This is a genomic window from Pseudomonas sp. RA_105y_Pfl2_P56, assembly GCF_963970845.1.
Lineage (GTDB): Bacteria > Pseudomonadota > Gammaproteobacteria > Pseudomonadales > Pseudomonadaceae > Aquipseudomonas > Aquipseudomonas baetica_A.
On record NZ_CAXAPL010000013.1, the window covers coordinates 81,117 to 104,777 of the forward strand.

23 protein-coding genes and 2 pseudogenes are annotated in these 23,661 nt (G+C 58.3%); 14 read left to right on the forward strand and 11 right to left on the reverse strand.

Annotated elements, in window-relative coordinates; genetic code table 11:
* Positions 1 to 72: 72 nt before the first annotated feature.
* On the reverse strand, positions 73 to 729 hold the full coding sequence (locus AACY11_RS11485; protein WP_339494799.1) for an alpha/beta hydrolase: 657 nt from the start codon (positions 727 to 729) through the stop codon (positions 73 to 75).
* Between the two features lie 466 nt (positions 730 to 1,195).
* Here AACY11_RS11485 and AACY11_RS11490 point away from each other — a divergent pair, with 466 nt between their 5' ends.
* The 4 genes from AACY11_RS11490 to AACY11_RS11505 all read left to right on the forward strand — a co-directional run bounded on the left by AACY11_RS11490 (position 1,196) and on the right by AACY11_RS11505 (position 5,357).
* The gene (locus AACY11_RS11490) at positions 1,196 to 2,227 is read left to right on the forward strand and encodes an amino acid ABC transporter substrate-binding protein (RefSeq protein WP_221729935.1); all 1,032 of its coding nucleotides are present in this window, start codon (positions 1,196 to 1,198) and stop codon (positions 2,225 to 2,227) included.
* 65 nt (positions 2,228 to 2,292) lie between these two features.
* Positions 2,293 to 3,474, forward strand: a complete 1,182-nt coding sequence (locus AACY11_RS11495) for an amino acid ABC transporter permease (protein WP_339432084.1) — start codon at positions 2,293 to 2,295, stop codon at positions 3,472 to 3,474.
* Positions 3,475 to 3,484: 10 nt separating this feature from the next.
* Positions 3,485 to 4,582 carry an amino acid ABC transporter permease gene (locus AACY11_RS11500; protein WP_339432085.1) on the forward strand — a complete coding sequence of 366 codons (1,098 nt, stop codon included), beginning with the start codon at positions 3,485 to 3,487 and terminating at the stop codon, positions 4,580 to 4,582.
* 10 nt (positions 4,583 to 4,592) lie between these two features.
* A complete protein-coding gene (locus AACY11_RS11505; protein WP_221729932.1) occupies positions 4,593 to 5,357 on the forward strand; it encodes an amino acid ABC transporter ATP-binding protein in 765 nt (254 codons plus the stop codon).
* A 57-nt stretch (positions 5,358 to 5,414) separates the two neighbouring features.
* Here AACY11_RS11505 and AACY11_RS11510 read toward each other — a convergent pair whose 3' ends face one another.
* Both AACY11_RS11510 and AACY11_RS11515 read right to left on the reverse strand, forming a co-directional pair.
* Complete coding sequence (locus AACY11_RS11510; RefSeq protein WP_339494800.1) at positions 5,415 to 5,897, reverse strand: type II toxin-antitoxin system MqsA family antitoxin; 483 nt, start codon at positions 5,895 to 5,897, stop codon at positions 5,415 to 5,417.
* Positions 5,894 to 6,205, reverse strand: coding sequence for a type II toxin-antitoxin system MqsR family toxin (locus tag AACY11_RS11515; RefSeq protein WP_339494801.1), 312 nt, complete (start codon positions 6,203 to 6,205; stop codon positions 5,894 to 5,896). The genes AACY11_RS11510 and AACY11_RS11515 overlap by 4 nt, the downstream gene beginning before the upstream one ends.
* 165 nt (positions 6,206 to 6,370) lie before the next feature.
* Between AACY11_RS11515 and AACY11_RS11520 the strand changes: the two genes are divergently transcribed.
* The 6 genes and pseudogenes from AACY11_RS11520 to AACY11_RS11545 all read left to right on the forward strand — a co-directional run bounded on the left by AACY11_RS11520 (position 6,371) and on the right by AACY11_RS11545 (position 9,883).
* A complete protein-coding gene (locus AACY11_RS11520) occupies positions 6,371 to 7,030 on the forward strand; it encodes a FadR/GntR family transcriptional regulator (RefSeq protein ID WP_339432088.1) in 660 nt (219 codons plus the stop codon).
* Positions 7,020 to 8,306 (forward strand): CynX/NimT family MFS transporter, encoded by a 1,287-nt coding sequence (locus AACY11_RS11525; protein WP_339494802.1) that lies wholly within the window; start codon positions 7,020 to 7,022, stop codon positions 8,304 to 8,306. Before AACY11_RS11520 ends, AACY11_RS11525 begins: the two co-directional genes overlap by 11 nt.
* A gap of 143 nt (positions 8,307 to 8,449) precedes the next feature.
* Positions 8,450 to 8,920 carry a nuclear transport factor 2 family protein gene (locus tag AACY11_RS11530; RefSeq protein ID WP_339432090.1) on the forward strand — a complete coding sequence of 157 codons (471 nt, stop codon included), beginning with the start codon at positions 8,450 to 8,452 and terminating at the stop codon, positions 8,918 to 8,920.
* Between the two features lie 39 nt (positions 8,921 to 8,959).
* The gene (locus tag AACY11_RS11535) at positions 8,960 to 9,262 is read left to right on the forward strand and encodes a GIY-YIG nuclease family protein (protein WP_339432091.1); all 303 of its coding nucleotides are present in this window, start codon (positions 8,960 to 8,962) and stop codon (positions 9,260 to 9,262) included.
* An 8-nt stretch (positions 9,263 to 9,270) separates the two neighbouring features.
* Positions 9,271 to 9,497, forward strand: a pseudogene (locus tag AACY11_RS11540) (phage portal protein); the annotation flags it as partial.
* 158 nt (positions 9,498 to 9,655) lie between these two features.
* Positions 9,656 to 9,883: a hypothetical protein gene (locus tag AACY11_RS11545; protein WP_339432092.1), complete on the forward strand. Its 228-nt coding sequence runs from the start codon at positions 9,656 to 9,658 to the stop codon at positions 9,881 to 9,883.
* A gap of 448 nt (positions 9,884 to 10,331) precedes the next feature.
* Here the strand turns inward: AACY11_RS11545 and AACY11_RS11555 are convergent.
* Positions 10,332 to 10,715 (reverse strand): annotated as a pseudogene (locus AACY11_RS11555) (DUF6124 family protein).
* A 533-nt stretch (positions 10,716 to 11,248) separates the two neighbouring features.
* On the opposite strand from AACY11_RS11555, the gene AACY11_RS11560 reads away from it, so the two are divergent.
* Positions 11,249 to 12,184, forward strand: coding sequence for a glutathione S-transferase family protein (locus AACY11_RS11560; RefSeq protein ID WP_339494803.1), 936 nt, complete (start codon positions 11,249 to 11,251; stop codon positions 12,182 to 12,184).
* A gap of 48 nt (positions 12,185 to 12,232) precedes the next feature.
* Here AACY11_RS11560 and AACY11_RS11565 read toward each other — a convergent pair whose 3' ends face one another.
* Positions 12,233 to 12,583 (reverse strand): glutaredoxin family protein, encoded by a 351-nt coding sequence (locus AACY11_RS11565; RefSeq protein ID WP_339432094.1) that lies wholly within the window; start codon positions 12,581 to 12,583, stop codon positions 12,233 to 12,235.
* Positions 12,583 to 13,587 carry a nucleoid-associated protein YejK gene (yejK, locus tag AACY11_RS11570; protein WP_339432095.1) on the reverse strand — a complete coding sequence of 335 codons (1,005 nt, stop codon included), beginning with the start codon at positions 13,585 to 13,587 and terminating at the stop codon, positions 12,583 to 12,585. The genes AACY11_RS11565 and yejK overlap by 1 nt, the downstream gene beginning before the upstream one ends.
* Before the next feature lie 396 nt (positions 13,588 to 13,983).
* Here yejK and AACY11_RS11575 point away from each other — a divergent pair, with 396 nt between their 5' ends.
* Entirely contained in the window at positions 13,984 to 14,265 is a 282-nt protein-coding gene (locus AACY11_RS11575; RefSeq protein ID WP_003221909.1) for an HU family DNA-binding protein, read from the forward strand.
* 186 nt (positions 14,266 to 14,451) lie between these two features.
* On the opposite strand, the gene rlmF is transcribed toward AACY11_RS11575, so the two are convergent.
* The 5 genes from rlmF to AACY11_RS11600 form a co-directional block, all read right to left on the reverse strand.
* Positions 14,452 to 15,471, reverse strand: coding sequence for a 23S rRNA (adenine(1618)-N(6))-methyltransferase RlmF (gene rlmF / locus AACY11_RS11580; RefSeq protein ID WP_339432096.1), 1,020 nt, complete (start codon positions 15,469 to 15,471; stop codon positions 14,452 to 14,454).
* 232 nt (positions 15,472 to 15,703) lie between these two features.
* Positions 15,704 to 18,550 carry a valine--tRNA ligase gene (locus AACY11_RS11585; RefSeq protein WP_339494804.1) on the reverse strand — a complete coding sequence of 949 codons (2,847 nt, stop codon included), beginning with the start codon at positions 18,548 to 18,550 and terminating at the stop codon, positions 15,704 to 15,706.
* Positions 18,551 to 18,751: 201 nt separating this feature from the next.
* Positions 18,752 to 19,147: a DNA polymerase III subunit chi gene (locus AACY11_RS11590; RefSeq protein ID WP_339432098.1), complete on the reverse strand. Its 396-nt coding sequence runs from the start codon at positions 19,145 to 19,147 to the stop codon at positions 18,752 to 18,754.
* Between the two features lie 8 nt (positions 19,148 to 19,155).
* Positions 19,156 to 19,584 carry a DNA polymerase III subunit chi gene (locus tag AACY11_RS11595; RefSeq protein WP_221729919.1) on the reverse strand — a complete coding sequence of 143 codons (429 nt, stop codon included), beginning with the start codon at positions 19,582 to 19,584 and terminating at the stop codon, positions 19,156 to 19,158.
* Positions 19,585 to 19,644: 60 nt separating this feature from the next.
* Positions 19,645 to 21,135 (reverse strand): leucyl aminopeptidase, encoded by a 1,491-nt coding sequence (locus tag AACY11_RS11600; protein WP_339494805.1) that lies wholly within the window; start codon positions 21,133 to 21,135, stop codon positions 19,645 to 19,647.
* A gap of 308 nt (positions 21,136 to 21,443) precedes the next feature.
* Here AACY11_RS11600 and lptF point away from each other — a divergent pair, with 308 nt between their 5' ends.
* Positions 21,444 to 22,565: an LPS export ABC transporter permease LptF gene (lptF, locus tag AACY11_RS11605; RefSeq protein WP_221729917.1), complete on the forward strand. Its 1,122-nt coding sequence runs from the start codon at positions 21,444 to 21,446 to the stop codon at positions 22,563 to 22,565.
* The gene (gene lptG, locus AACY11_RS11610) at positions 22,558 to 23,619 is read left to right on the forward strand and encodes an LPS export ABC transporter permease LptG (RefSeq protein WP_339432100.1); all 1,062 of its coding nucleotides are present in this window, start codon (positions 22,558 to 22,560) and stop codon (positions 23,617 to 23,619) included. The genes lptF and lptG overlap by 8 nt, the downstream gene beginning before the upstream one ends.
* The last annotated feature ends 42 nt before the right edge of the window (positions 23,620 to 23,661 follow it).

A 23,661-nucleotide genomic window follows, 5' to 3' on the forward strand; every position in this document is an offset into this window, starting at 1 on the left:
CGCCGGCCAGTGTAATGCAAGAATCGGGCGCGGCGTAGTGGGATGATCAAAGGGCAGGGCTTGCGCGCAAAATCAGCGCAGGCGCTCGCTCAACCAGACGCCGATGTCGCGAATTTCTTCGGGTAACACTTCGTGCTCCATTGGGTATTCCTGCCATGTCACGGTGACACCATGCTGCTTTAAATACTCAAATGCGCTACGCCCCATCGAGTTCTGCACCACACCGTCGAATTGACCGTGCAGGCAAAGCGCCGGGATGCGCTGCTGGCTGGCGGACAACTCCAGTGCATCGCTGAACGTTGGCGCATACGTCGACAGCGCCAGCACCCCGCCCAATGGGCCCTGCCATTTCAAAAACGCGGTGTGTAAAACCACGGCGCCGCCCTGGGAAAAACCGGCAAGAAAAATTCGCGAGGCGTCTATTCCGCTGGCTCGCTCGCTTTCTATCAGTTCGATGATGCGTTCGGCAGAGGCTTCCAGTTCATCGCGGTCGATCGCTCGCGCCGGGCTCATGGCTTTGATGTCGTACCAGCTCGGCATGGCATATCCACCATTAATGGTAACGGGCCGGGTCGGCGCCTGAGGCAGCACGAAACGCGTGCTCAAGAGGCTTTCCTGCAACGCTTCAGCCACCGGCAGGAAGTCATAGCGATCGGCGCCGAGGCCGTGCAGCCAGATCACGCAGGCGTCTGCGGGCTTAACAGGCTGAAGAATCAAGGGCTCGGTCATGGCTGCTCCAATTGTGTGCGGGCGCTCTCATTGAGTGCGCGATTTGCGTGCGCGCCCGGTTTATCTGTTAAGAATATGTCGCAAGGCTGCAAGTTTTGCTATTGACCTGTCGCTCAATCGCTTCAGCGGCCGGTGTGGTACGGGCTTTGCTTTGAGGTAGTCGTGCAATCGATCTCGCGCCTGGCGGTAACACTATCAGTGAACGCCTGATGACGGGATAGCAAAGAATCCGGTGATGGATGTTCGCCAATGGCCGCTTCGGGCTTAGCGAACGTGAAAGGGCTACAGCCCGTTCGGCCGACTGGTGAGAAGTGAGTTGTCCATGATGTGGATTTTCTCCTACTAGACTCATAGCGAAGGTCATACGTCGGTTGACCCCAAAAAAGCCAACACGGGTCAACAACGCCTCAAAAGGGTGCGACAGGACTCAAGCTCCGACACAACAAGAGCAAAACTGGAGGTTTGAATGAAGATGTTGAAATCCACTCTGGCGATCGTGACTGCAGCAACGGTTCTCGGCGTCAGCGGGTTCGCTCAGGCGGGTGCAACGCTGGATGCCGTGCAGAAGAAAGGTTTCGTGCAGTGTGGCGTGAGTGACGGTCTGCCGGGCTTCTCGGTGCCGGACTCTACCGGCAAGATCCTCGGGATCGACGCTGACGTCTGCCGCGCTGTGGCCGCTGCTGTTTTCGGCGACGCGACCAAGGTCAAGTTCAGCCAGTTGAATGCCAAGGAGCGCTTCACCGCGCTGCAATCCGGCGAGATCGACGTTCTGTCGCGCAACACCACCATGACCAGCTCGCGTGATGCCGGCATGGGCTTGAAGTTTCCTGGTTTCATCACTTATTACGACGGTGTCGGCTTCCTGGTTAACAAGAAGCTGGGCGTGAAAAGTGCCAAGGAACTGGACGGTGCGACCATCTGTATTCAAGCCGGTACCACCACCGAATTGAACGTTTCCGATTACTTCCGTGGCAATGGCCTGAAGTACACCCCGATCACTTTCGACACCTCCGATGAAAGCGCCAAATCGCTGGAATCCGGTCGTTGCGACGTGCTGACTTCCGACAAGTCGCAGCTGTATGCACAACGCACCAAGCTGGCCTCGCCGAAGGATTACGTAGTTCTGCCGGAAACCATTTCCAAAGAGCCTCTGGGTCCGGTCGTGCGTAACGGCGACGACGAGTGGCTGGCCATCGTTCGTTGGGTTGGCTATGCAATGCTCAACGCTGAAGAGGCCGGCATCACTTCGAAAAACGTTGAAGCCGAAGCCAAATCCACCAAGAACCCGGACGTTGCCCGTCTGCTGGGCGCTGACGGTGAATACGGCAAAGACCTGAAACTGCCCAAAGACTGGGTCGTGCAAATCGTCAAGCAAGTCGGTAACTACGGCGAGATCTTCGAGAAAAACCTCGGCAAGAGCACTCCGCTGGAAATCGACCGCGGCCTGAACGCCCTGTGGACCAACGGCGGCATTCAATACGCACCACCAGTGCGCTGATGGTTCTATCACCCGGTGGGCCAACCACCGGGTGATGTTCTGTTCCATTCTTTGCGGGGCACTTCATGCAAAATTCAATCGGCGCACCAAAGCAGAGGTTCAGCCTCAGCGATCCACGTGTGCGTGCGTGGCTGTTTCAGATCATCACGGTTATCGCGGTGGTCAGTATGGGTTGGTATCTGTTCGATAACACGCAAACCAACCTTCAACACCGGGGCATTACTTCCGGTTTCAGCTTTCTGGAACGCAGTGCCGGGTTCGGCATCGCACAACACCTGATCGACTACACAGAATCGGACAGCTATGCCCGGGTCTTTGTCATCGGCCTGCTCAACACCTTGCTGGTGACCATCATCGGCGTGATCCTGGCGACAATCCTGGGCTTCATCATCGGTGTGTCGCGGCTGTCCAAGAACTGGATCATCAACAAGCTGGCGACAGTTTACGTTGAGGTTTTCCGTAACATCCCACCGCTGCTGCAAATCCTGTTCTGGTACTTCGCGGTGTTTCTGACCATGCCAGGGCCGCGCAACAGTCATAACTTCGGTGACACCTTCTTTGTCAGCAGTCGCGGCTTGAATATGCCCGCGGCGTTGGCGGCGGACGGGTTCTGGCCGTTTGTGGTCAGCGTCGTCGTGGCCATCGTTGCTGTTGTGCTGATGTGCCGCTGGGCCAACAAGCGCTTTGAAGCAACCGGTGTGCCGTTCCACAAGTTCTGGGCCGGGGTGGCGCTGTTCTTTGTGATTCCTGCGTTGTGCGCACTGATCTTCGGCGCGCCGCTGCGTTGGGAATTCCCCCACCTGCAAGGTTTCAACTTTGTCGATGGCTGGGTGCTTATTCCGGAACTGCTGGCCTTGACCCTGGCCCTGACGGTCTACACGGCGGCCTTTATTGCCGAGATCGTGCGGTCGGGTATCGCCTCTGTCAGCCACGGGCAAACCGAAGCGGCGCACTCTCTGGGTTTGCGAAACGGCCCAACCCTGCGCAAGGTGATTATCCCGCAGGCTTTGCGCGTGATCATTCCACCGCTGACCAGCCAATACCTGAACCTGGCGAAGAACTCTTCGCTGGCGGCCGGTATCGGTTATCCGGAAATGGTTTCGCTGTTCGCCGGCACCGTGCTCAACCAGACCGGTCAGGCGATCGAAGTCATTGCCATCACCATGAGCGTCTACCTGGCGATCAGTATCAGCATTTCCCTGCTGATGAACTGGTACAACAAGCGCATTGCGCTGATCGAGCGGTAAGGAAAAGCGCATGAGTACTCATACTTTCAAACCCGACATGCCTCCACCGAGCAGTAGCATCGGTGTGATTGCATGGATGCGCGCGAACATGTTCTCCAGCTGGCTCAACACCCTGCTGACCCTGTTTGCGTTCTATCTGATCTATCTGGTGGTTCCTCCGATTCTCAGTTGGGCGATTCTCGATGCCAATTGGGTCGGCACCACTCGCGCCGATTGCACCAAGGACGGCGCCTGCTGGGTGTTCATTCAGCAGCGTTTTGGCCAGTTCATGTATGGCTATTACCCGACGGCCTTGCGCTGGCGGGTGGATCTGACCGTATGGCTGGCGGTCATTGGCGCGGCACCGCTGTTCATCTCGCGTTTTCCGCGTAAAGCGGTGTACGGGCTGAGCTTTCTGGTGTTGTACCCGATCATTGCCTACTTTCTGCTGCACGGCGGACTCTTCGGCCTGATCAACGTCCCGACGCCTAAATGGGGTGGTCTGATGCTGACGTTGGTGATCGCCACCGTCGGTATTGCCGGTGCGTTGCCACTGGGGATCATTCTGGCACTGGGCCGTCGTTCGAACATGCCGGCGATTCGTGTGGTCTGCGTGACCTTCATCGAGTTCTGGCGCGGCGTGCCGTTGATCACGGTGCTGTTCATGTCTTCGGTGATGCTGCCGCTGTTCCTGCCTGAAGGCATGAACTTCGACAAGCTGCTGCGGGCGCTGATCGGCGTGATCCTGTTCCAGTCAGCCTATGTCGCTGAAGTGGTGCGCGGCGGTCTGCAAGCGATCCCCAAAGGTCAGTACGAAGCCGCTTCGGCGATGGGCCTCGGTTATTGGCGGGCGATGGGCCTGGTGATCCTGCCCCAAGCCCTGAAAATGGTGATTCCCGGGATCGTCAACACCTTCATCGCGCTGTTCAAGGACACCAGCCTTGTGATCATCATCGGCCTCTTTGACCTGCTCAACAGCGTCAAGCAAGCCGCTGCCGATCCAAAATGGCTGGGCATGGCCACCGAAGGCTACGTGTTCGCCGCCCTGGTGTTCTGGATTTTCTGTTTTGGTATGTCGCGCTATTCCATGCACCTGGAACGCAAGCTCGACACTGGCCACAAGCGTTAGGAGTTGTGTAATGACTGAAGCAAGCAAAAAGCCTGTGAGCCCTGAAGGCATCATTCAGATGCAGGGCGTCAACAAGTGGTACGGCCAGTTCCACGTGCTCAAGGACATCAACCTCAACGTCAAGCAGGGCGAGCGTATCGTCCTGTGCGGCCCGTCGGGTTCCGGCAAGTCGACCACCATTCGTTGCCTCAATCGCCTGGAAGAACACCAGCAGGGCCGCATTGTTGTCGATGGCGTAGAGCTGACCAACGACCTCAAGCAAATCGAAGCGATCCGCCGTGAAGTCGGCATGGTGTTTCAGCACTTCAACCTGTTCCCGCACCTGACCATTTTGCAGAACTGCACCCTGGCGCCGATGTGGGTACGCAAGATGCCCAAGCGCAAGGCCGAAGAAATCGCCATGCATTATCTGGAGCGCGTACGCATTCCGGAACAGGCGCATAAATTTCCGGGGCAATTGTCCGGCGGTCAGCAGCAGCGTGTGGCGATCGCCCGCGCCCTGTGCATGAAGCCGAAAATCATGCTGTTCGACGAACCGACCTCGGCGCTCGATCCAGAGATGGTGAAAGAAGTTCTGGATACCATGATCGGCCTCGCCGAAGACGGCATGACCATGCTCTGCGTGACCCATGAAATGGGCTTCGCCCGTACCGTGGCCAATCGCGTGATCTTCATGGACAAGGGCGAGATCGTAGAGCAGGCTGCGCCGAACGACTTCTTCGATAATCCGCAGAATGAGCGGACGAAGCTGTTCTTGAGTCAGATTTTGCATTGATCGAGTCCAGGCATTGAATTAAACCCGGATTGAGTTCCGGGTTTATTTTGTCCGGGGTCAGGAGGTCAATACAGGTTCGTGTTCTGGGTAACGCGCAGCCATTAGCTGCTTGAGATCGTTACCTTGATTGACTGCCTGTACGTCGGCCAACAAATGCGGGTGGCGATCCAGTAGTTGCATCAAGGTGAGCAGCGGTTGAGGAGGAGAAAGCTCGCCCCGCTCGTAGCGTGAAAATGCATTGTGTCCTCCACCCGATAACAACTTCACCGCGTTCCTTTGGGTGAGATGAAGCTTAAGTCGGATGCGTTTCATCTCGGCGCCAATAAGTCGAAGGGAGTCTTCGAGCAAACGATCCCCGGCATCCACGTAGCGTTCAGCGCTGTCGTTGTCAAAAATGATTTCACCGCAAGCCCTGCACTCCCAACCGGCAAGAGTGTGCACGAGCCGCGAAAACTGTTTGTAATTGACGGTGAGACTGCGATTTCGAAAATGACTCATTCCGTCTTCGGTGCCGCAACTGATGCACGGTCTTTTGCTCATGTGTTTTTCTCCTTGAAGGAGATTCCCGGGGGCCCACCGCCAGAGCAGTAAGTCACTTTGATGTAAATCTCCAAACCACGAAACGAGGTGTGATAAACGTCGTGCCAGTTGCGATGGTTGGCGTAGGACGTCATGGATTTGTAAAGCATGCGCCGCTCAAGCGAGCAGACGATATGCGTCATTGATTCATATGACATGCCCATTTCCCTGCCAGTCTCCAGCGCGCGTCGGGTGAAGGCTTCTTTGCCGCGTCGCACGACATCCGCCTTAATCACCGCCACGTCGTAATGGGGTGTGTTCTTTTCCATAAGAAAGCAAAACCCTGTCCCTAAAATTACCCTTAAAGGGTAATTTCACCAATCGAAAATGCCGCTCCATGTGTCTCCGATTGACCCTAGGTGGTTGCCGTCCCACAAGGGTCTGACTAACATGTCAGAAAATTCATCCTATGATTGGATGAAATGGCGAATCCTATGTCAGATATTTCTCCACTCATCAAACGATCCCTGGTCGATCAGGCCCTGGATCAGCTTCGCCAGCGTATCAACAGCGGCGTCTGGCAGGTCGGTGAGCGTCTGCCCACCGAACCTGAGCTGTGCGCCGAACTGGGCATCAGTCGTAACACCGTGCGTGAAGCCATGCGCGTGCTGGCGTTTTCCGGGCTGATCGAAATCCGTCAGGGCGACGGCAGTTATTTGCGCGCGGTGGTCGACCCGATGGACACGCTCAAGGCGCTGTCGCGCTGCTCACTGGAGCAGGCCCGGGAAACCCGGCACATCCTTGAGGTCGAGGCCATTGGTCTGGCGGCGTTGCGCCGCAGCGACGAAGACCTCGTCGCATTGCGCGAGGCGCTTGGCACCAGCGGCAGCCATTACCACGGCGATCTCGATACCTACATTGCCTGCGATCTGGTGTTCCATCGTCGGCTGGTGGACGCCGCGCACAACCCGACCCTCAGCGAGCTGTATCGCTATTTTTCCAGCATCGTCGGCGCGCAATTGCGCCAGACCCTGAACATCTCCCCGCGTCGTCAGGAAGTGTTCGATCTGCACATCGAATTGCTCGATGCGGTCGAGCGACGTGACCCGGAGCGGGCCAAAGCCATATCGAGGCAGTTGATCAATGAATCTTGAAAGCGAAATAAACCTGTCCGCTCCCAAGCGAACAGCCGAACTTGAAGAGCTGCTGATCGACGCCGAGGCCGATGACGAGCAGGTGCAACAAAGCCACCCCCTGGTACGTCGGCCGTGGCTGTTGCTGCTGGGCTTGATTCTGGTGGCGCTGAACCTGCGCCCGGCGCTGTCGAGCATGGCACCGTTGCTCAGCGATGTTTCCAAAAGCCTCGGGCTGTCGGCGGCGCAGGCGGGTTTGCTGACCACGCTGCCGGTGCTCTGCCTCGGATTGTTTGCACCGCTGGCACCGATTCTGGCGCGGCGTTTTGGTGCAGAACGGGTGGTGCTGGGGATTCTGCTGACACTGGCTGGCGGGATCATTTTGCGCAGCAACTTTGGCGAGATCGGCTTGTTCGCCGGCAGCGTATTGGGCGGCGCCAGCATCGGCATCATCGGCGTTTTGCTGCCAGGCATCGTCAAACGCGACTTCGCCAAACACGCCGGCACCATGACCGGTGTCTACACCATGGCCTTGTGCCTGGGCGCAGCAATGGCGGCAGGTTCGAGCGTGCCGCTGAGCGAACATTTGGGTCACAGCTGGACCATGGGCCTGGGCTTTTGGGTCATTCCGGCGCTGGTCGCCGCGGTCTTCTGGTTGCCGCAAGTCGGACGCAAACACGGTGCGCATAACGTCGCCTACCGCGTGCGTGGTTTGCTGCGTGACCCGCTGGCCTGGCAGGTGACTTTGTACATGGGCCTGCAATCGTCGCTGGCCTACATCGTTTTCGGCTGGTTGCCCTCGATCCTCATCGGTCGTGGGCTGACACCGACTCAGGCCGGCCTGGTGCTGTCCGGCTCGGTGATCATCCAGCTCGCCAGTTCGCTGGCCGCGCCCTGGCTGGCGACCCGTGGCAAGGATCAGCGTCTGGCCATCGTGGTGGTGATGGCGCTGACCCTCGGCGGTTTGTTCGGTTGCCTGTATGCACCGATCGAAGGCCTGTGGGGCTGGGCGATTCTGCTGGGGCTGGGGCAGGGCGGTACGTTCAGTCTGGCGTTGACGTTGATTGTGTTGCGCTCGCGGGATGCTCATGTAGCGGCGAATCTGTCGAGCATGTCCCAGGGCTTCGGCTACACGCTGGCGTCGATGGGGCCGTTCGCGGTCGGTGTGGTGCATGACTGGACCGGCGGCTGGAATGCGCTGGGCTGGATCTTCGGCATCATTGGCTGTGGCGCGATCCTCGCCGGCCTGGGGGCCGGTCGTGCGTTGTACGTTCAGGTCACAAGCGAAAAAATCTGAATGCGCTGATTTCAAATGTGGAACCGAGCAGGCTCGCACATAGGTTTTGTGTGCTGCGGGTATTCGGTTTACGAATGCCGATAGTGTTTGCGCACTTTGCGGATTATCGTACTGGCAATCTGTCCATATTTTGGAGTTTGCCCATGAGTGAAGCCCACGCCGCGCTGATCACCCGGTTCTACCAGGCCTTTGAGAACCTCGATGCCGACGCCATGGCCGCGTGTTACACCGATGACGTCGTGTTCAGCGATCCGGCCTTCGGCGAACTGCGCGGGCGCGATGCCGGCGACATGTGGCGCATGCTCACCACGCGGGCCAAAGACTTCTCCCTGACCTTCGACAACGTTCGCGCCGATGAGCGCAGCGGTGGCGCGCACTGGGTCGCGACCTACCTGTTCAGCCAGACCGGCAATGTCGTGGTCAATGATATCCAGGCGCGCTTCGTATTTCGCGACGGCAAGATCTGCGAACACCACGACCACTTCGACCTGTGGCGCTGGTCACGTCAGGCGCTGGGCTTCAAAGGCTTGCTGCTGGGCTGGACGCCGCTGGTGCGCAACGCCGTGCGCGCCCAGGCGCTGAAGGGACTGAAGGCATTTCAGGCTGGTCGCTGATAAGATCGCCGCCTGTTTTCTACACGCCTAAATCCCAAAGTGACCAACCTTAGCGAAAAATCTGTCGATGTTGGCGAGCCGGTGAGCAAGTCCTGGTTCGTCTACCTCGTGCGCGCCGCCAATGGTTCGTTGTATTGCGGGATCAGCGATGATCCCGTGCGCCGTTTTGCCAAGCATCAGAGTGGCAAAGGCGCGCGATTCTTCCTCTCCAGCCCGGCCATGGCGCTGGTTTATACCGAGCTGTGCCGCGATAAAAGCGATGCGTTGCGCCAGGAGCGGTTGATCAAAAAGCTCAAAAAAAGCGCCAAGGAATGCCTGGTGGCGTCTTATCAGTCTGACTGATTGCAACAAAAGACGAGTTCGAGCGCATCAAGAGCATCACGCGCAATGACGTGATCGCGGCGTGGCGAATGAACCCAGCGCTGGGGGGATGCCAGAGAATGCGGCGGGGTTTGGTGATATCGAGAAAATAGATCGGGTTTATACAAATAATTAGATACGACCGATTAGCCAGTTGTTTAAGCAGATGAACAGATCGCTGCGACATGACAGGCAAATTTATTGGTCGGATTTATAGTAAATCAATTGTATAAATAGCATTTTAAATCGCAAAATCAATTAAAGACCTGTCAGGTTTGACAGTGGTGTTGATCTTCTTTTAATGACAGGCTAAAGGCTCCAGTCTTACCAATACTAAGACTCTAATTTAACTGGCTAGTGCTTAGGAGCTTCAAAATGTCGAAGACAGCAGAGTTCCCGATCGTGAAAACAATTGATACGGAGGTGTCCGTTAGGGATAAGTTTGCGAAAGAATATGGGTTGTCTACTCCAATAGTTGAGGTTCGTCTCGACTGGGCGCGAAACATGGCCACGGTTGTTTATAATGATATTCAGCTTGGCGCGCGTGGCGTTGAAACTTACAGTGCGTCCTCAATAGAAAAAACGACAACTATTAAAAGATGATTGTATTCTTGTCTTTTGGTGTTGGTTTGTCGGTGGGTGCAGAGTTTGCATTTATCAATTAGCGTGTGCTGCTGTTTTTAAAGGCTTTAGGGGTGAGTTGGCGAGGAGTGGATTTAATGGTGTTAGAATTTAGGTTTGGTCATGTCTGAGTCGGTCTAAATGACGGTGAACTGCAAAGCCTGTGATGAGAAAGGTCGGATTGTTTCTCGAGAAGAGCTTTCATTGGAGTTCGCTCGACTTTACTGTCAATGCGGCTCGACTGCATGAGGGCATACTTTGGTCACTAATCTTACATTTTCACACACACTCAATCCGCCTGCTCAAGCGGTTCATCGCCTACTGTTCGACCGACTACGAGCTTTGCCACGCGAAAAAACAACATGATTTATTTGAGCAACTTAGGTCTTTACCATAGTGGCGAGAGTACACCTCTCGCCACTAATTTCATTTACTCAGTGGGTACTAATTTATCCACAACCGGATTGACTGCCATCTCGCCACCATGACGATTTGCGCTATGCCTTGCAGTGTTTTACGGCGGGGCCCTTCTAACTGGCGGGCAAAATCATTGAGCATCACACTCGCCGATCCCAAGGTTTCGCACGCGTCGACCAACAGGGATTCGGCGTCCGATTGCGGGTTGGCCATGTAGAGACGGTTGGGTTGATAGGGGGGGGGCCATGATCCGGGCCTTCGGTGGACCTAAATAATGGTCGAGTGCGCGTTCGGCGGCTTCGTTGAGTTTTCTCGAATCGGGGGATTCGTATGGCGACGTCGGATGGGTGATGGTTGCCGGGTCTATGATCGGTGGGTTTAGCGTTAATTTAAACATCGTGACTAACTTCTGTGAGGCCGCAAGCCCTAAGCCGCTAAGCGAAAGGGTGGCGGCTATGCGCAAGTTAGCGGACCGGTAGTCACCAAAACCCGGCGCACCCGAAGGTGCCATGCGCACACCCACCATCAAGTGCAGGCGAATGCCCGACTGGATAGACATGTGCAACCGTAGTGACTAGCTGAGCCGCTAAGCTCGATCACTGGAAATCAGTGACGGTTCCAAGTTACGCAGCCAGTCCAAGGCGCACAAGCCGGCGGATTCTGGCGTACGCGTAGGCAGCGGCGCAAGAATTTGTGGGCCTTTGCGCGTAACACTGAGTGTCTTTAAACGAGCTCGAAATATTGCGTGTAACTACCGACGAGTTCCATGGCGTTATCTGTCAGGCAATGCCCTGATGCCATGTATCGATGACGCGATCACGTCAGAGCTCTTATCAATCCGACTGATTGGTTCCCATCAGCCAGACCTGTAGGCTGCCAAGCCAATGCGCGCTAAGCTGCCGACTCATTATCTGAGCGGCGGAGCCGAGCATGTCCGAGTTGATTCTGCATCATTACCCGACCTCCCCATTTGCCGAAAAGGCCCGCCTGCTGTTGGGGTTCAAAGGCTTGTCGTGGCGCTCGGTGCATATTTCGCCGGTGATGCCCAAGCCTGACCTGACGGCCCTGACCGGTGGTTACCGTAAAACGCCGGTGCTGCAGATTGGCGCTGACATCTACTGCGACACTTCGCTGATCGCCCGTCGTCTGGAGCAGGAGAAAGCCCTGCCGGCATTTTTCCCTGAAGGTCAGGAAATGATTACCGCCAGTTTCGCTGCATGGGCGGATTCGGTGGTATTCCAACATGCGGTCAGCCTGGTGTTTCAACCTGAATCGGTGGCGGTGCGTTTCGGCAAACTGCCGCCGGAAGCCATCAAGGCCTTTCTGGCAGACCGTGCCGGGTTGTTCAGCGGTGGCAGCGCTACGCGTTTGTCTACCGAACTGGCCAAACACCAATGGCCGACGATCATGGCGCGCCTGGAGCAGCAGTTGCAGCGCGAGCAGGGTGACTATCTGTTTGGTGAGCCATCGATTGCTGACTTCGCCCTGGTGCACCCGATGTGGTTCCTCAAGGCGACGCCTGTCACCGCGCCGCTGGTGGATGAGTATCCGGCGGTGTCAGCATGGGTGGGCCGCGTCTTGGGCTTTGGCCATGGCGCCGCGAGCGAGATGACGGCCGAGGAGGCGCTGGAGGTTGCACGTAACTCGACGCCACAAGCGCTGCCAAGTGAGCAATTCGAAGACCCGAACGGCTTCAAGGCCGGGCAGCCAGTGGCAATTGCCGCGACGGATTACGGGGTTGATCCGGTGGTTGGGGAGTTGTTGTTTGCAGGCAGTGAAGAGTTGATCCTTCGTCGCGAAGACCCACGCGCTGGTGTGGTGCATGTGCACTTCCCACGCTTGGGTTTCCGTATCGAAGCGCGCTGATTCACCCCGTCATCTGCAAAACCCGTGGGAGCGCGTTTGCTCCCACATTCATTTCAGGGCAGCGAGGATTTCGTCCGGGTCGAATCCGCGAATCAACGTGCCATTCACGTCGATCAATGGAATCCCGCGCCCACCCAATGCCTCATACGCCTTGCGCGCTTCGGCATCCTTCTCGATATCGAATTCCTTGAACGCAATGCCCTTGCTGTCGAGAAAGCGCTTGGTCTGCTTGCAGTAGCCGCACCAGTCGGTCGCATACAGCACGACATGGGCACTGGCACGGGTCTGCTCGGAAACCATTTGTGACGGATTGAAAACCCGCTCGATCTTGCCCCAGTTCTGATAGACCACCACCACGAGCAGAACCAGCGCGACCTTCTTCAGTACATTGGCGAGCATCAGTTGCGGCGCTTCAGCTGATCGGTGAGCGACGTCGGCAGGCCCTTGATGACCAGGGTGCCGGCCTCTTCGTCGTACTCGATCTTGGAGCCCAGCAAGTGCGCTTCGAAACTGATCGACAGGCCCTCGGCGCGGCCGGTGAAACGGCGGAATTGATTCAAGGTGCGTTTGTCTGCCGGAATCTCCGGCGAGAGGCCGTAATCCTTGTTGCGGATGTGATCGTAGAAGGCCTTCGGACGTTCTTCGTCGATCAACTCCGACAGCTCTTCCAGGCCCATCGGTTCGCCGAGCTTGGCCTGGCTGCTGGCGTAATCCACCAGTGTCTTGGTTTTCTCTCGGGCCGAATCTTCCGGCAGGTCTTCGCTCTCGACGAAGTCGCTGAACGCCTTGAGCAGGGTGCGGGTTTCGCCCGGGCCATCGACGCCCTCCTGGCAGCCAATGAAGTCGCGGAAGTATTCCGAGACCTTCTTGCCGTTTTTGCCTTTGATGAACGAGATGTACTGCTTGGACTGTTTGTTGTTCTGCCACTCGGAGACGTTGATCCGCGCCGCGAGGTGCAGTTGACCGAGGTCGAGGTGGCGCGACGGCGTCACGTCCAGCTCATCGGTCACCGCCACGCCTTCGCTGTGGTGCAGCAGGGCGATGGCCAGGTAGTCGGTCATGCCTTGCTGGTAGTGGGCGAACAGCACGTGGCCGCCGACTGACAGGTTCGACTCTTCCATCAGCTTTTGCAGATGTTCGACCGCGACTTTGCTGAACGCGGTGAAGTCGTGAGCGCCCTCCATGTATTCCTTCAGCCAGCCGCTGAACGGGAATGCACCGGATTCCGGATGGAACAGGCCCCAGGCTTTGCCCTGTTTGGCGTTATAGCTCTCGTTGAGGTCGGCGAGCATGTTCTCGATGGCCGCGGACTCAGCCAGTTCAGAGTCACGGGCGTGCAGAACTGCGGGCGTGCCGTCGGGTTTTTTGTCGATCAGGTGGACGATGCAATGACGGATCGGCATGGGCTTCTCGGCTGTTGGAAGGGAGGAGGGCAGGCTCCCCCGAAAAAGCGCCCAGTGTACCGCAACCACTGGTTTTGGCGCGGGCTGAAGGGCAAAACCGGGGGGCTCGAAGGTGGTTATGCAGTTTTTTGCCGATTTAGAGCAATAAAGCTGACCAAATGGGTAGCTAGAAGCGGATATTTCCCCGCCTCTGTGCTAGTTTTGCCCGGTCTTACGCGAAGTCACTGCGTTAAGCGTGCATTCAGCATTTGTCAGGTCGAACCAAACCCTGATTTCGGTATCTATAACCCCGACTCGTCGTGGTTATCGCCGAGGGTGCCAGATCCAGAAGATCGGGCTCGATGGCTGACACTGCACTCTGCAATCCATATGAATTTGATAGGGAAGGAACACTACATGGCTCTTACTAAAGACCAACTGATCGCCGACATCGCTGAAGCTATCGACGCGCCGAAAACCACCGCGCGTAACGCTCTGGACCAACTGGGCCAAATCGTTGCTGATCAGCTGGAAAACGGCGGCGAAATCACCTTGCCAGGTATTGGCAAGCTGAAAGTGACCGAGCGTCCTGCCCGCACTGGCCGTAACCCTTCGACTGGCGCTGCCATCGAAATCCCTGCCAAGAAAGTGATCAAGCTGGTTGTGGCCAAAGGCCTGACCGACGCTGTGAACAAGTAAGACGCAGCGATAAAAAAACCGTGCACCGGAGCAATCCGGGCACGGTTTTTTTGTGTCCGTTTTTTACTGACACCATAAATCAAATGTGGGAACGGGCTTGCTCGCGAAAGGGCAGTGTCAGTCGACATGTTTATTGACTGATCCACCGCATTCGCGAGCAAGCCCGCTCCCGCAAGTAGAGCAGTGTTAGCGCGTCCAGCGCTCGCGGCGCCAGATCTGCTGCTCGGATTTGGTCTGGAAGGTCCACGCGACGAAGCGGCTCTGTTTCTGCCCTTGGGACATTTCCACCACCTGGCTTTCCAGCGCGCCGGCCTTTTTCAGCGCTGTCTCTATGGCGGGCAGGTTCGAGGCTTTCGAAACAAGGGTGCTGAACCACAGCACTTTGTGCTGGAAGTTCGCGCTCTCGGCGATCAGTTGCGTCACGAAGCGTGCTTCGCCGCCCTCACACCACAACTCCGCCGACTGGCCGCCGAAGTTCAGCACCGGCAATTTGCGTTTCGGATCAGCGCGGCCCAGCGCACGCCATTTGCGCTCGCTGCCCTTGGTCGCTTCATCCATCGAGGCATGGAACGGCGGGTTGCACATGGTCAGGTCAAAGCGCTCACCCGGCTCCAGCAGACCAATCAGGATGTGCTTGCGGTTCTCCTGCTGGCGCAGCTTGATGACCTTGTTCAGGTCGTTGGACTGGACGATAGCCTTGGCAGCCGCCACGGCGGTCGGATCGATTTCAGAACCGAGGAAGTGCCAGCGGTATTCGCTGTTGCCGATCAGCGGATAAACGCAGTTGGCGCCCATGCCGATGTCCAGCACGTTGACGATCGCACCGCGTGGCACCTTGCCGTCGTTCATGCTGGCCAGCAGGTCAGCGAGGAAGTGCACGTAATCGGCACGGCCCGGCACCGGGGGGCAGAGGTAGTCCGCCGGAATGTCCCAATGCTCGATGCCGTAGAACGACTTGAGCAGCGCCCGGTTGAACACGCGCACTGCATCGGGATTGGCGAAGTCGATGCTTTCCTTGCCGTACGGGTTGATGATCACGAACTTCGCCAGTTCCGGCGTGGTTTTGATCAGTGCCGGGAAGTCGTAACGACCCTGATGGCGATTGCGCGGGTGCAGGCTGGCCTTTTCACGCGGCTCAACGGCTTTGGCCGGGGTCGCGGATTCAGGCTTCTTGCGCGCAGGTTTCGGGGGGCGGGGGGCGTTCATGGGTGTGGTCGATTCGGGTATGGCTGAAAGTGGCGGCTATTGTCCCACATCTAAAGACAACACCGTTCAAACTGTGGGAGGGGGCTTGCTCGCGAAGGCGGTATGTCAGTCCATAAATAGGTTGGATGTGGAATTGCTTTCGCGAGCAAGCCCGCTCCCACAGAGGGGTATCGTGCTGCAGAAATAAAAAAGGGAGGCCAATGTGGCCTCCCTTTTTCATTGCGATGTGCCGTTACAAACTGGCAATCCGCGCGCGTTGCTCAGCCAACTTGCCCAAAGCCTGTTCCGCTTCAGCCAGTTTGGCGCGTTCCTTGTCGATGACTTCGGCCGGGGCCTTGTCGACGAAACCTGCGTTGGACAGCTTGCCGCCAACACGCTGGACTTCGCCCTGCAGGCGCAGGATTTCCTTGTCCAGACGCGCCAGTTCAGCAGCCTTGTCGATCAGGCCGGCCATTGGCACCAGCACTTCCATCTCGCCGACCAGCGCGGTGGCGGACAGCGGTGCTTCTTCGCCAGCGGCCAGAACGGTGATCGATTCCAGACGCGCGAGCTTCTTGAGCAGCGCTTCGTTCTCGGTCAAACGGCGCTGGTCTTCGGCGCTGACGTTCTTCAGGTAGATCGGCAGTGGCTTGCCCGGGCCGATGTTCATTTCGCCACGGATGTTACGCGTGCCGAGCATCAGCTCCTTGAGCCACTCGATGTCGCTCTCGGCAGCCGGATCGATGCGCTCTTCATTGGCCACTGGCCAAGGTTGCAGCATGATCGTCTTGCCCTGAATACCGGCCAGCGGCGCGATGCGCTGCCAGATTTCTTCAGTGATGAACGGCATGAACGGGTGCGCCAGACGCAGCGCCACTTCCAGTACGCGCACCAGCGTGCGACGGGTGCCGCGCTGACGTTCAACCGGAGCGTTTTCGTCCCACAGCACAGGCTTGGACAATTCCAGATACCAGTCGCAGTACTGGTTCCAGATGAACTCGTACAGCGCTTGCGCGGCGAGGTCGAAACGGAACTGATCCAGTTGACGGGTGACTTCGGCTTCGGTGCGTTGCAGTTGCGAGATGATCCAGCGATCCGCCAGCGACAGCTCGTAGGCCTCGCCGTTCTGGCCGCAGTCTTCGCCCTTGTCCAGAACATAACGCGCGGCGTTCCAGATCTTGTTGCAGAAGTTGCGATAGCCTTCGACGCGGCCCATGTCGAACTTGATGTCGCGACCGGTCGAGGCCAGCGAGCAGAAGGTGAAGCGCAGTGCGTCGGTGCCATAGCTGGCGATGCCGTCGGCGAACTCGTCGCGGGTCTGCTTCTCGATCTTCTTCGCCAGTTTTGGCTGCATCAGGCCCGAGGTGCGTTTGTGCACCAGCGTTTCCAGGTCGATGCCGTCGATGATGTCCAGTGGGTCAAGGACGTTGCCCTTGGACTTGGACATCTTCTGGCCCTGGCCATCGCGCACCAGACCGTGCACATAAACGGTCTTGAACGGCACTTGCGGCGTGCCGTCCTCGTTCTTCATCAAGTGCATGGTCATCATGATCATCCGGGCCACCCAGAAGAAAATGATGTCGAAACCCGTCACCAGTACGTCGGTGGAGTGGAATTTCTTCAGGAATTCGGTCTGCTCAGGCCAGCCCAGCGTGGAGAACGTCCACAGACCGGAACTGAACCAAGTGTCGAGCACGTCGTTGTCCTGTTGCAGCGCCACGTCCGGGCCAAGGTTGTGCTTGGCGCGCACTTCGGCTTCGTCGCGGCCGACGTAGACCTTGCCCGATTCGTCGTACCAGGCTGGAATGCGGTGGCCCCACCACAGCTGACGGCTGATGCACCAGTCCTGGATGTCGCGCATCCAGGAGAAGTACATGTTTTCGTACTGTTTCGGCACGAACTGGATGCGACCGTCTTCAACGGCAGCAATCGCAGGCTCGGCCAAAGGCTTGGTGGAAACGTACCATTGGTCGGTCAGCCACGGCTCGATCACGGTGCCCGAACGGTCGCCTTTGGGCACTTTCAGGTTGTGGTCGTCAACGCTGACCAGCAGGCCGGCGGCGTCGAACGCAGCAACGATTTGTTTGCGCGCTTCGAAACGGTCGAGACCGACGTATTCAGCCGGGATCTTGCCGTCGATGCTTTCGTTCAGCGTGCCGTCGAGGTTGAACACCTGACAGGCCGGCAGTACGGCGGCGTTCTTGTCGAAGATGTTCAGCAGCGGCAGGTTGTGGCGCTTGCCGACTTCGTAGTCGTTGAAATCGTGGGCCGGGGTGATTTTCACGCAACCGGTGCCGAATTCAGGATCGCAGTAATCGTCGGCGATGATCGGGATGCGGCGGCCAACCAGTGGCAGCACGACAAACTGGCCGATCAGGGCTTTGTAGCGCTCATCGTTCGGGTTAACCGCGACGGCGGAGTCGCCGAGCATGGTTTCCGGACGGGTGGTCGCGACGATCAGGAAATCGTTGCCTTCAGCGGTTTTCGCGCCGTCGGCCAGCGGGTACTTGAGGTTCCACAGGAAGCCTTTCTCGTCGTGGTTTTCCACTTCGAGGTCGGAAATCGCCGTGTGCAGCTTGGTGTCCCAGTTGACCAGACGCTTGCCGCGGTAGATCAAGCCGTCCTCGTGCAGGCGCACAAAGGCTTCTTTGACCGCTTCCGAGAGACCGTCGTCCATGGTGAAGCGCTCGCGGCTCCAGTCCACGGATGAGCCGAGGCGGCGGATCTGACGGCTGATGTTGCCACCGGACTGATCCTTCCACTCCCAGACTTTCTCGAGGAATTTTTCGCGGCCCAGGTCATGACGGTTCTGACCGGTGGCTTCCAGTTGACGCTCCACCAGCATCTGCGTGGCGATACCGGCGTGGTCGGTGCCCGGCTGCCACAGGGTGTTGCGACCCTGCATGCGGCGGAAACGGATCAGGGCGTCCATGATCGCGTTGTTGAAACCGTGCCCCATGTGCAGGCTGCCGGTGACGTTCGGCGGCGGGATCATGATGGTGTAGGAATCGCCCGCGCCTTGCGGTGCGAAATAGTTCTCGGACTCCCAGGTGTTGTACCAGGAAGTTTCAATGGCGTGCGGCTGGTAGGTCTTATCCATGCGCGGCGGGACCCTATTGGCATTTATTCAGGAAAAGCCGGGAAGTATAGCGGGGCATGGGGCCGAGGGCGAGCGGGGGAGGGTGGTGTGCGTTTCAAATGTGACAGGGGGCTTGCTCGCGAATGCGGTGTGTCAGGCGCCCTCATCACTGGCCGATACACCGCATTCGCGAGCAAGCCCGCTCCCACAGGGGATTTGTGGTTATTCGTATTGGCTCAAAAGCCGTTCCATTCGCGCATCGAGGCGACGTTTGATCTCGGTTTCGATGTGGGGAGCGAAGTCGTCGATCACGTCTTGCATGATCAACTGTGCGGCGGCGCGCAGTTCGCTGTCCAGGTGCAGCAGGGCATCCGGGCCTTTGTCGAGGGTCGCCGAAGGTTGCGCGGCAGGTGTCGCAGAGGGAGCCGGTGGCGGTTCGACGGCTGGCGGCTGGGTGCCGGCTGAGTCGAACAACATCGGAATCTGTTCCTGTTCACCGTCGTCGACCGTGTCGGTCAGCAGCGGTGGCTGCAGGTTGTCATCGCCGAGCAACTGGCGGATTGATTCAAGATCGTCCAGCAGGTGTGCGGACTTTTGCTGCGGTTTTGGAGTGTCCATCGCAATGCTCAGAGTCGCTGTAAACGGTGATCTTGCAGAGGATAGCCCTGTTCGCGGTAGAAACGGAAACTCTCCCGCGCAGCCGCCCGTATGGTTGGGTCCTCCACCACCACTTCCGCCACCCGGGCGAATTTGCTGGCGAAAGTCGGGACTTTCAGGTCGAGATTGACCAGCAGGTCCTGATGCTCGCCGCAGTCAGCGCCCAGTCCCAGCACGATCAAACCGTCAGGTTCGCTGTCGGCCGGGCCGTGGGGCACGAAGGTTTCGCCCTTGAACGCCCACAAGCGAGCATCTAGATCGTCACGCTGAGCGGCATCGCTGCAATGCAGGTAGATGCGGTGGCCCATGCGCCAGGCTTTTTCAGTGAGCTTGCAGGCAAAGTCCAGACGAGCCGAAGGATCGGCGCTGGGCAGGATATAAAAGTCGACTTTGGTCATTGCGGTTCCAGAGCGGCAAACGGCGTCACCTGAAAGTGACGCCGCCGCCCGTCAGCGGTTTCAGGCTTTGGCGCGATCGAGCAGGTACTGGGTCAGCAGTGGCACCGGGCGGCCGGTGGCGCCCTTGTCCTTGCCGCCGCTGGTCCACGCGGTGCCGGCGATGTCCAGGTGCGCCCAGTTGAGGTTCTTGGTGAATCGCGACAGGAAGCAAGCTGCCGTGATGGTGCCGGCCTTTGGGCCACCAATGTTGGCGATGTCGGCGAACGGGCTGTCCAGTTGCTCTTGATACTCATCGAACAGCGGCAGTTGCCAGGCACGGTCGTCGGCCGTTTTGCCGGCGCTGAGCAGTTGCTCGATCAGTTCGTCGTTGTTGCCCAGCAGGCCGGAAGTGTGTGCACCCAGCGCCACGACGCAGGCGCCGGTCAGGGTGGCGATGTCGATCACCGCTTGCGGCTTGAAGCGCTCGGAGTAGGTCAGGGCGTCGCACAGCACCAGACGGCCTTCGGCGTCGGTGTTGAGGATTTCCACGGTCTGGCCGCTCATGGTGGTGACGATGTCGCCCGGACGCGAGGCATTGCCGCTCGGCATGTTTTCGGCGCAGGCGAGGATGCACACCAGGTTGATCGGCAGTTTCAACTCGAGCACGGCACGCAGGGTGCCGAAGACGCTGGCAGCACCGCCCATGTCGTACTTCATTTCGTCCATGCCGGCGCCCGGCTTCAGGCTGATACCGCCGGTGTCGAAGGTGATGCCTTTGCCGACCAGTGCGTATGGCTTCTCGGATTTCTTGCCGCCGTTGTATTGCATGACGATCAGGCGCGGCGGTTGGGCGCTGCCCTGGCCGACGGCGTAGAACGAACCCATGCCCAGCGCCTTGATCTTCTTCTCGTCGAGGACTTCGACTTTCAGATCCTTGAACGCTTTGCCCAGATCCTTGGCTTGCTCGCCGAGGAACGTCGGGTGGCAGATGTTCGGCGGCAGGTTGCCCATATTACGGGTAAAGGCCATGCCGTTCGCGATCGCTGTCGCGTGAGTCACGGCGCGCTGCACTTCGGCCTGGGCAGCCTTGATGGTCAGCAGGGTGATTTTCTTCAGGGCGCGGGGTTCGGCTTTCTGGCTCTTGAACTGGTCGAAGGTGTATTCGCCGTCCAGCAGGGTTTCTGCCAGCAGACGGGTTTTGCCGTAGCTGTCGCGGTTTTTGACAATGATTTCATCCAGCGCCAGTACGGCATCACTGCCGCCCAGGCCCTTCAGCGTGTTGAGGATGCCGGCAACGATTTTGCGCAGCGGGCGGTCGCCCAGTTCTTCATCCTTGCCCACACCGACCAGCAGCACGCGCTCGGCTTTGAGGTTCGGCAGGCTGTGCAGCAGCAGGCTTTGGCCGACTTTGCCGGCCAGATCGCCACGCTTGAGTACCGCGCTGATCGCGCCGCCGCTCAGTTCATCGAGCTGCTTGGCGGCGACGCCGAGCTTGCGGCCTTCACCGACGGCAACCACTAGGGTGGCGGTTTTCAACGTTTCTGGGCTAACGCTTTTTACAACCAGTTCCATGTCCGGATCCCTGAATGAATGATCAACACACAGGCGTTCGACGGTGTTCGCAGTCGCCTGCTTATAGATAGAAGAGGCGCAGGCCAAGGCCTGCGACAAGGGCCGCAGTTTGAACCTCGCTCACCGCGCCTGACAACCCTCGGTTGTACGATCTTCAACCGATTGCACGCGCGGATGAGTGTGCGCAGTGACAGGCGCCCTCAATCACAGGATAATGCCGCATCTTTTTTCGACGGCTCTGCCTTGCGGGCCGGTTGATGTGTTTGCTTGTTTGGCCGCCTTAGCCTGACAACCCTGGAGTGTCTGGTTTGATCGTCTTCCGTTATCTGTCCCGCGAAGTCCTGTTGACCCTCAGCGCTGTGAGTGCTGTGCTGCTGGTCATCATCATGAGCGGTCGCTTCATCAAATACCTCGCTCAGGCCGCTGCCGGCCAGCTCGATCCGGGTTCTCTGTTCCTGATCATGGGCTATCGTCTGCCGGGGTTCATGCAACTGATTCTGCCGCTGGGCCTGTTCCTCGGGATCCTGCTGGCCTACGGTCGCCTGTACCTCGAAAGCGAAATGACCGTGCTCTCGGCCACCGGCATGAGCCAGCAGAAGCTGTTTCGCATCACGCTGTTTCCGGCCACCCTGGTTGCACTGGTCGTGGCATGGCTGAGCCTGGGCCTGGCCCCGCAAGGTGCCAACCAGTTCCAGTTGCTGCTCAACAAGCAGGACGCGCTTACCGAATTCGATACGCTCGAGCCAGGTCGCTTCCAGGCGCTGCGTGACGGCACCCGCGTGACCTACACCGAAACGCTGAGCGATGACCGCGTCAATCTGGGCAGCGTGTTTATCTCGCAGAAGAACCTCGGCGCCGATCAGAAGGATCGCGGGATTTCCGTACTGGTGGCCGAGAAGGGCCGTCAGGAAGTTCGTCCTGACGGCAATCGCTATCTGATTCTCGAAGACGGCTATCGTTATGACGGCAGCCCAGGGCTGGCCGATTACCGCGCCATCCATTACGAAACCTATGGTGTTTTGCTGCCCAAGCCGGACGTCAGCGAAGAAGTCACTGACCGCGATGCGATGCCGACATCGACCTTGCTGGGCAATGACGACATCCGCTCCAAAACCGAACTGCAATGGCGTCTGTCCCTGCCGTTGCTGGTGTTTATCGTGACCCTGATGGCGGTGCCGCTGTCGCGAGTCAACCCGCGTCAAGGGCGTTTCCTCAAGTTGCTGCCGGCGATTCTTCTTTATATGGCTTACCTGACCATCCTGATTGCCGCCCGCGGCGCCCTTGAAAAAGGCAAGATTCCACCCGCCCTCGGCTTGTGGTGGGTGCATGCGATCTTCCTGTTCATCGGTATCGGCCTGCTGTACTGGGAGCCGTTGCGCCTGAAGATGGCCAGCCGTCGCGCCGCTGCACTGGAGGTGGCTCGTGGTTAAACTCGACCGCTATATCGGCAGCAGCGTCTTCATGGCGATCATCGCCGTGCTGGCAATCATTCTCGGTCTGGCGACCCTGTTCGCCTTTATCGATGAGATGGGCGACGTCAGCGATACCTACACCCTGGTTGATGTCCTGGGGTTCGTTTTGCTGACCGCGCCACGCCGGCTCTATGAAATGCTGCCGATGGCAGCGTTGATTGGTTGCCTGATCGGCCTCGGCAGTCTGGCCAGCAGCAGTGAGCTGACCGTGATGCGCGCCGCCGGCGTGTCCATCGGCCGGATCGTCTGGGCGGTGATGAAGCCAATGCTGGTGCTGATGCTGGCCGGCGTGCTGATCGGTGAGTACATAGCCCCTGCCACCGAAAGCATGGCCCAGGCCAACCGCTCGCTGGCTCAGGGCAGTGGCGACGCGCAAAGCGCCAAGCACGGTATGTGGCACCGCCAGGGTGAAGAGTTCATTCACATCAACGCCGTTCAACCCAATGGCCTGTTGTATGGCGTGACGCGCTATCGCTTTGACAAAGAGCGCCATCTTCTGAGTTCGAGCTTCGCCAAAAAGGCCGAGTTCGATAAAGATCACTGGGAGCTCACCGACGTAGCAACCACCGTTTTCCATGACCGCAGCACCGAGGTTGTAAACACGCCCACTGAGCGTTGGGATGTGTCCCTGAGCCCGCAATTGCTGAGCACAGTGGTCATGGCTCCGGAATCGCTGTCAATCACCGGCCTGTGGGGTTACATCCACTATCTGGCGGAGCAGGGCCTGAGCAACGGCCGTTACTGGCTGGCATTTTGGGTCAAGGTGTTGCAGCCATTGGTCACCGCCGCACTGGTATTGATGGCCATTTCCTTCATCTTCGGCCCGCTGCGTTCGGTGACCCTGGGGCAGCGTGTCTTCACTGGCGTGCTGGTCGGCTTCACCTTCCGCATCGTTCAGGATTTGCTCGGCCCATCGAGCCTGGTGTTCGGTTTCTCACCGCTGTTTGCGGTGCTGGTGCCGGCCGGAGTCTGTGCGCTGGCCGGTGTCTGGCTGCTGCGACGAGCGGGTTAATGAACAAGCTTTCATCCGCCGTTTAACCCTGAAAACGCCTCG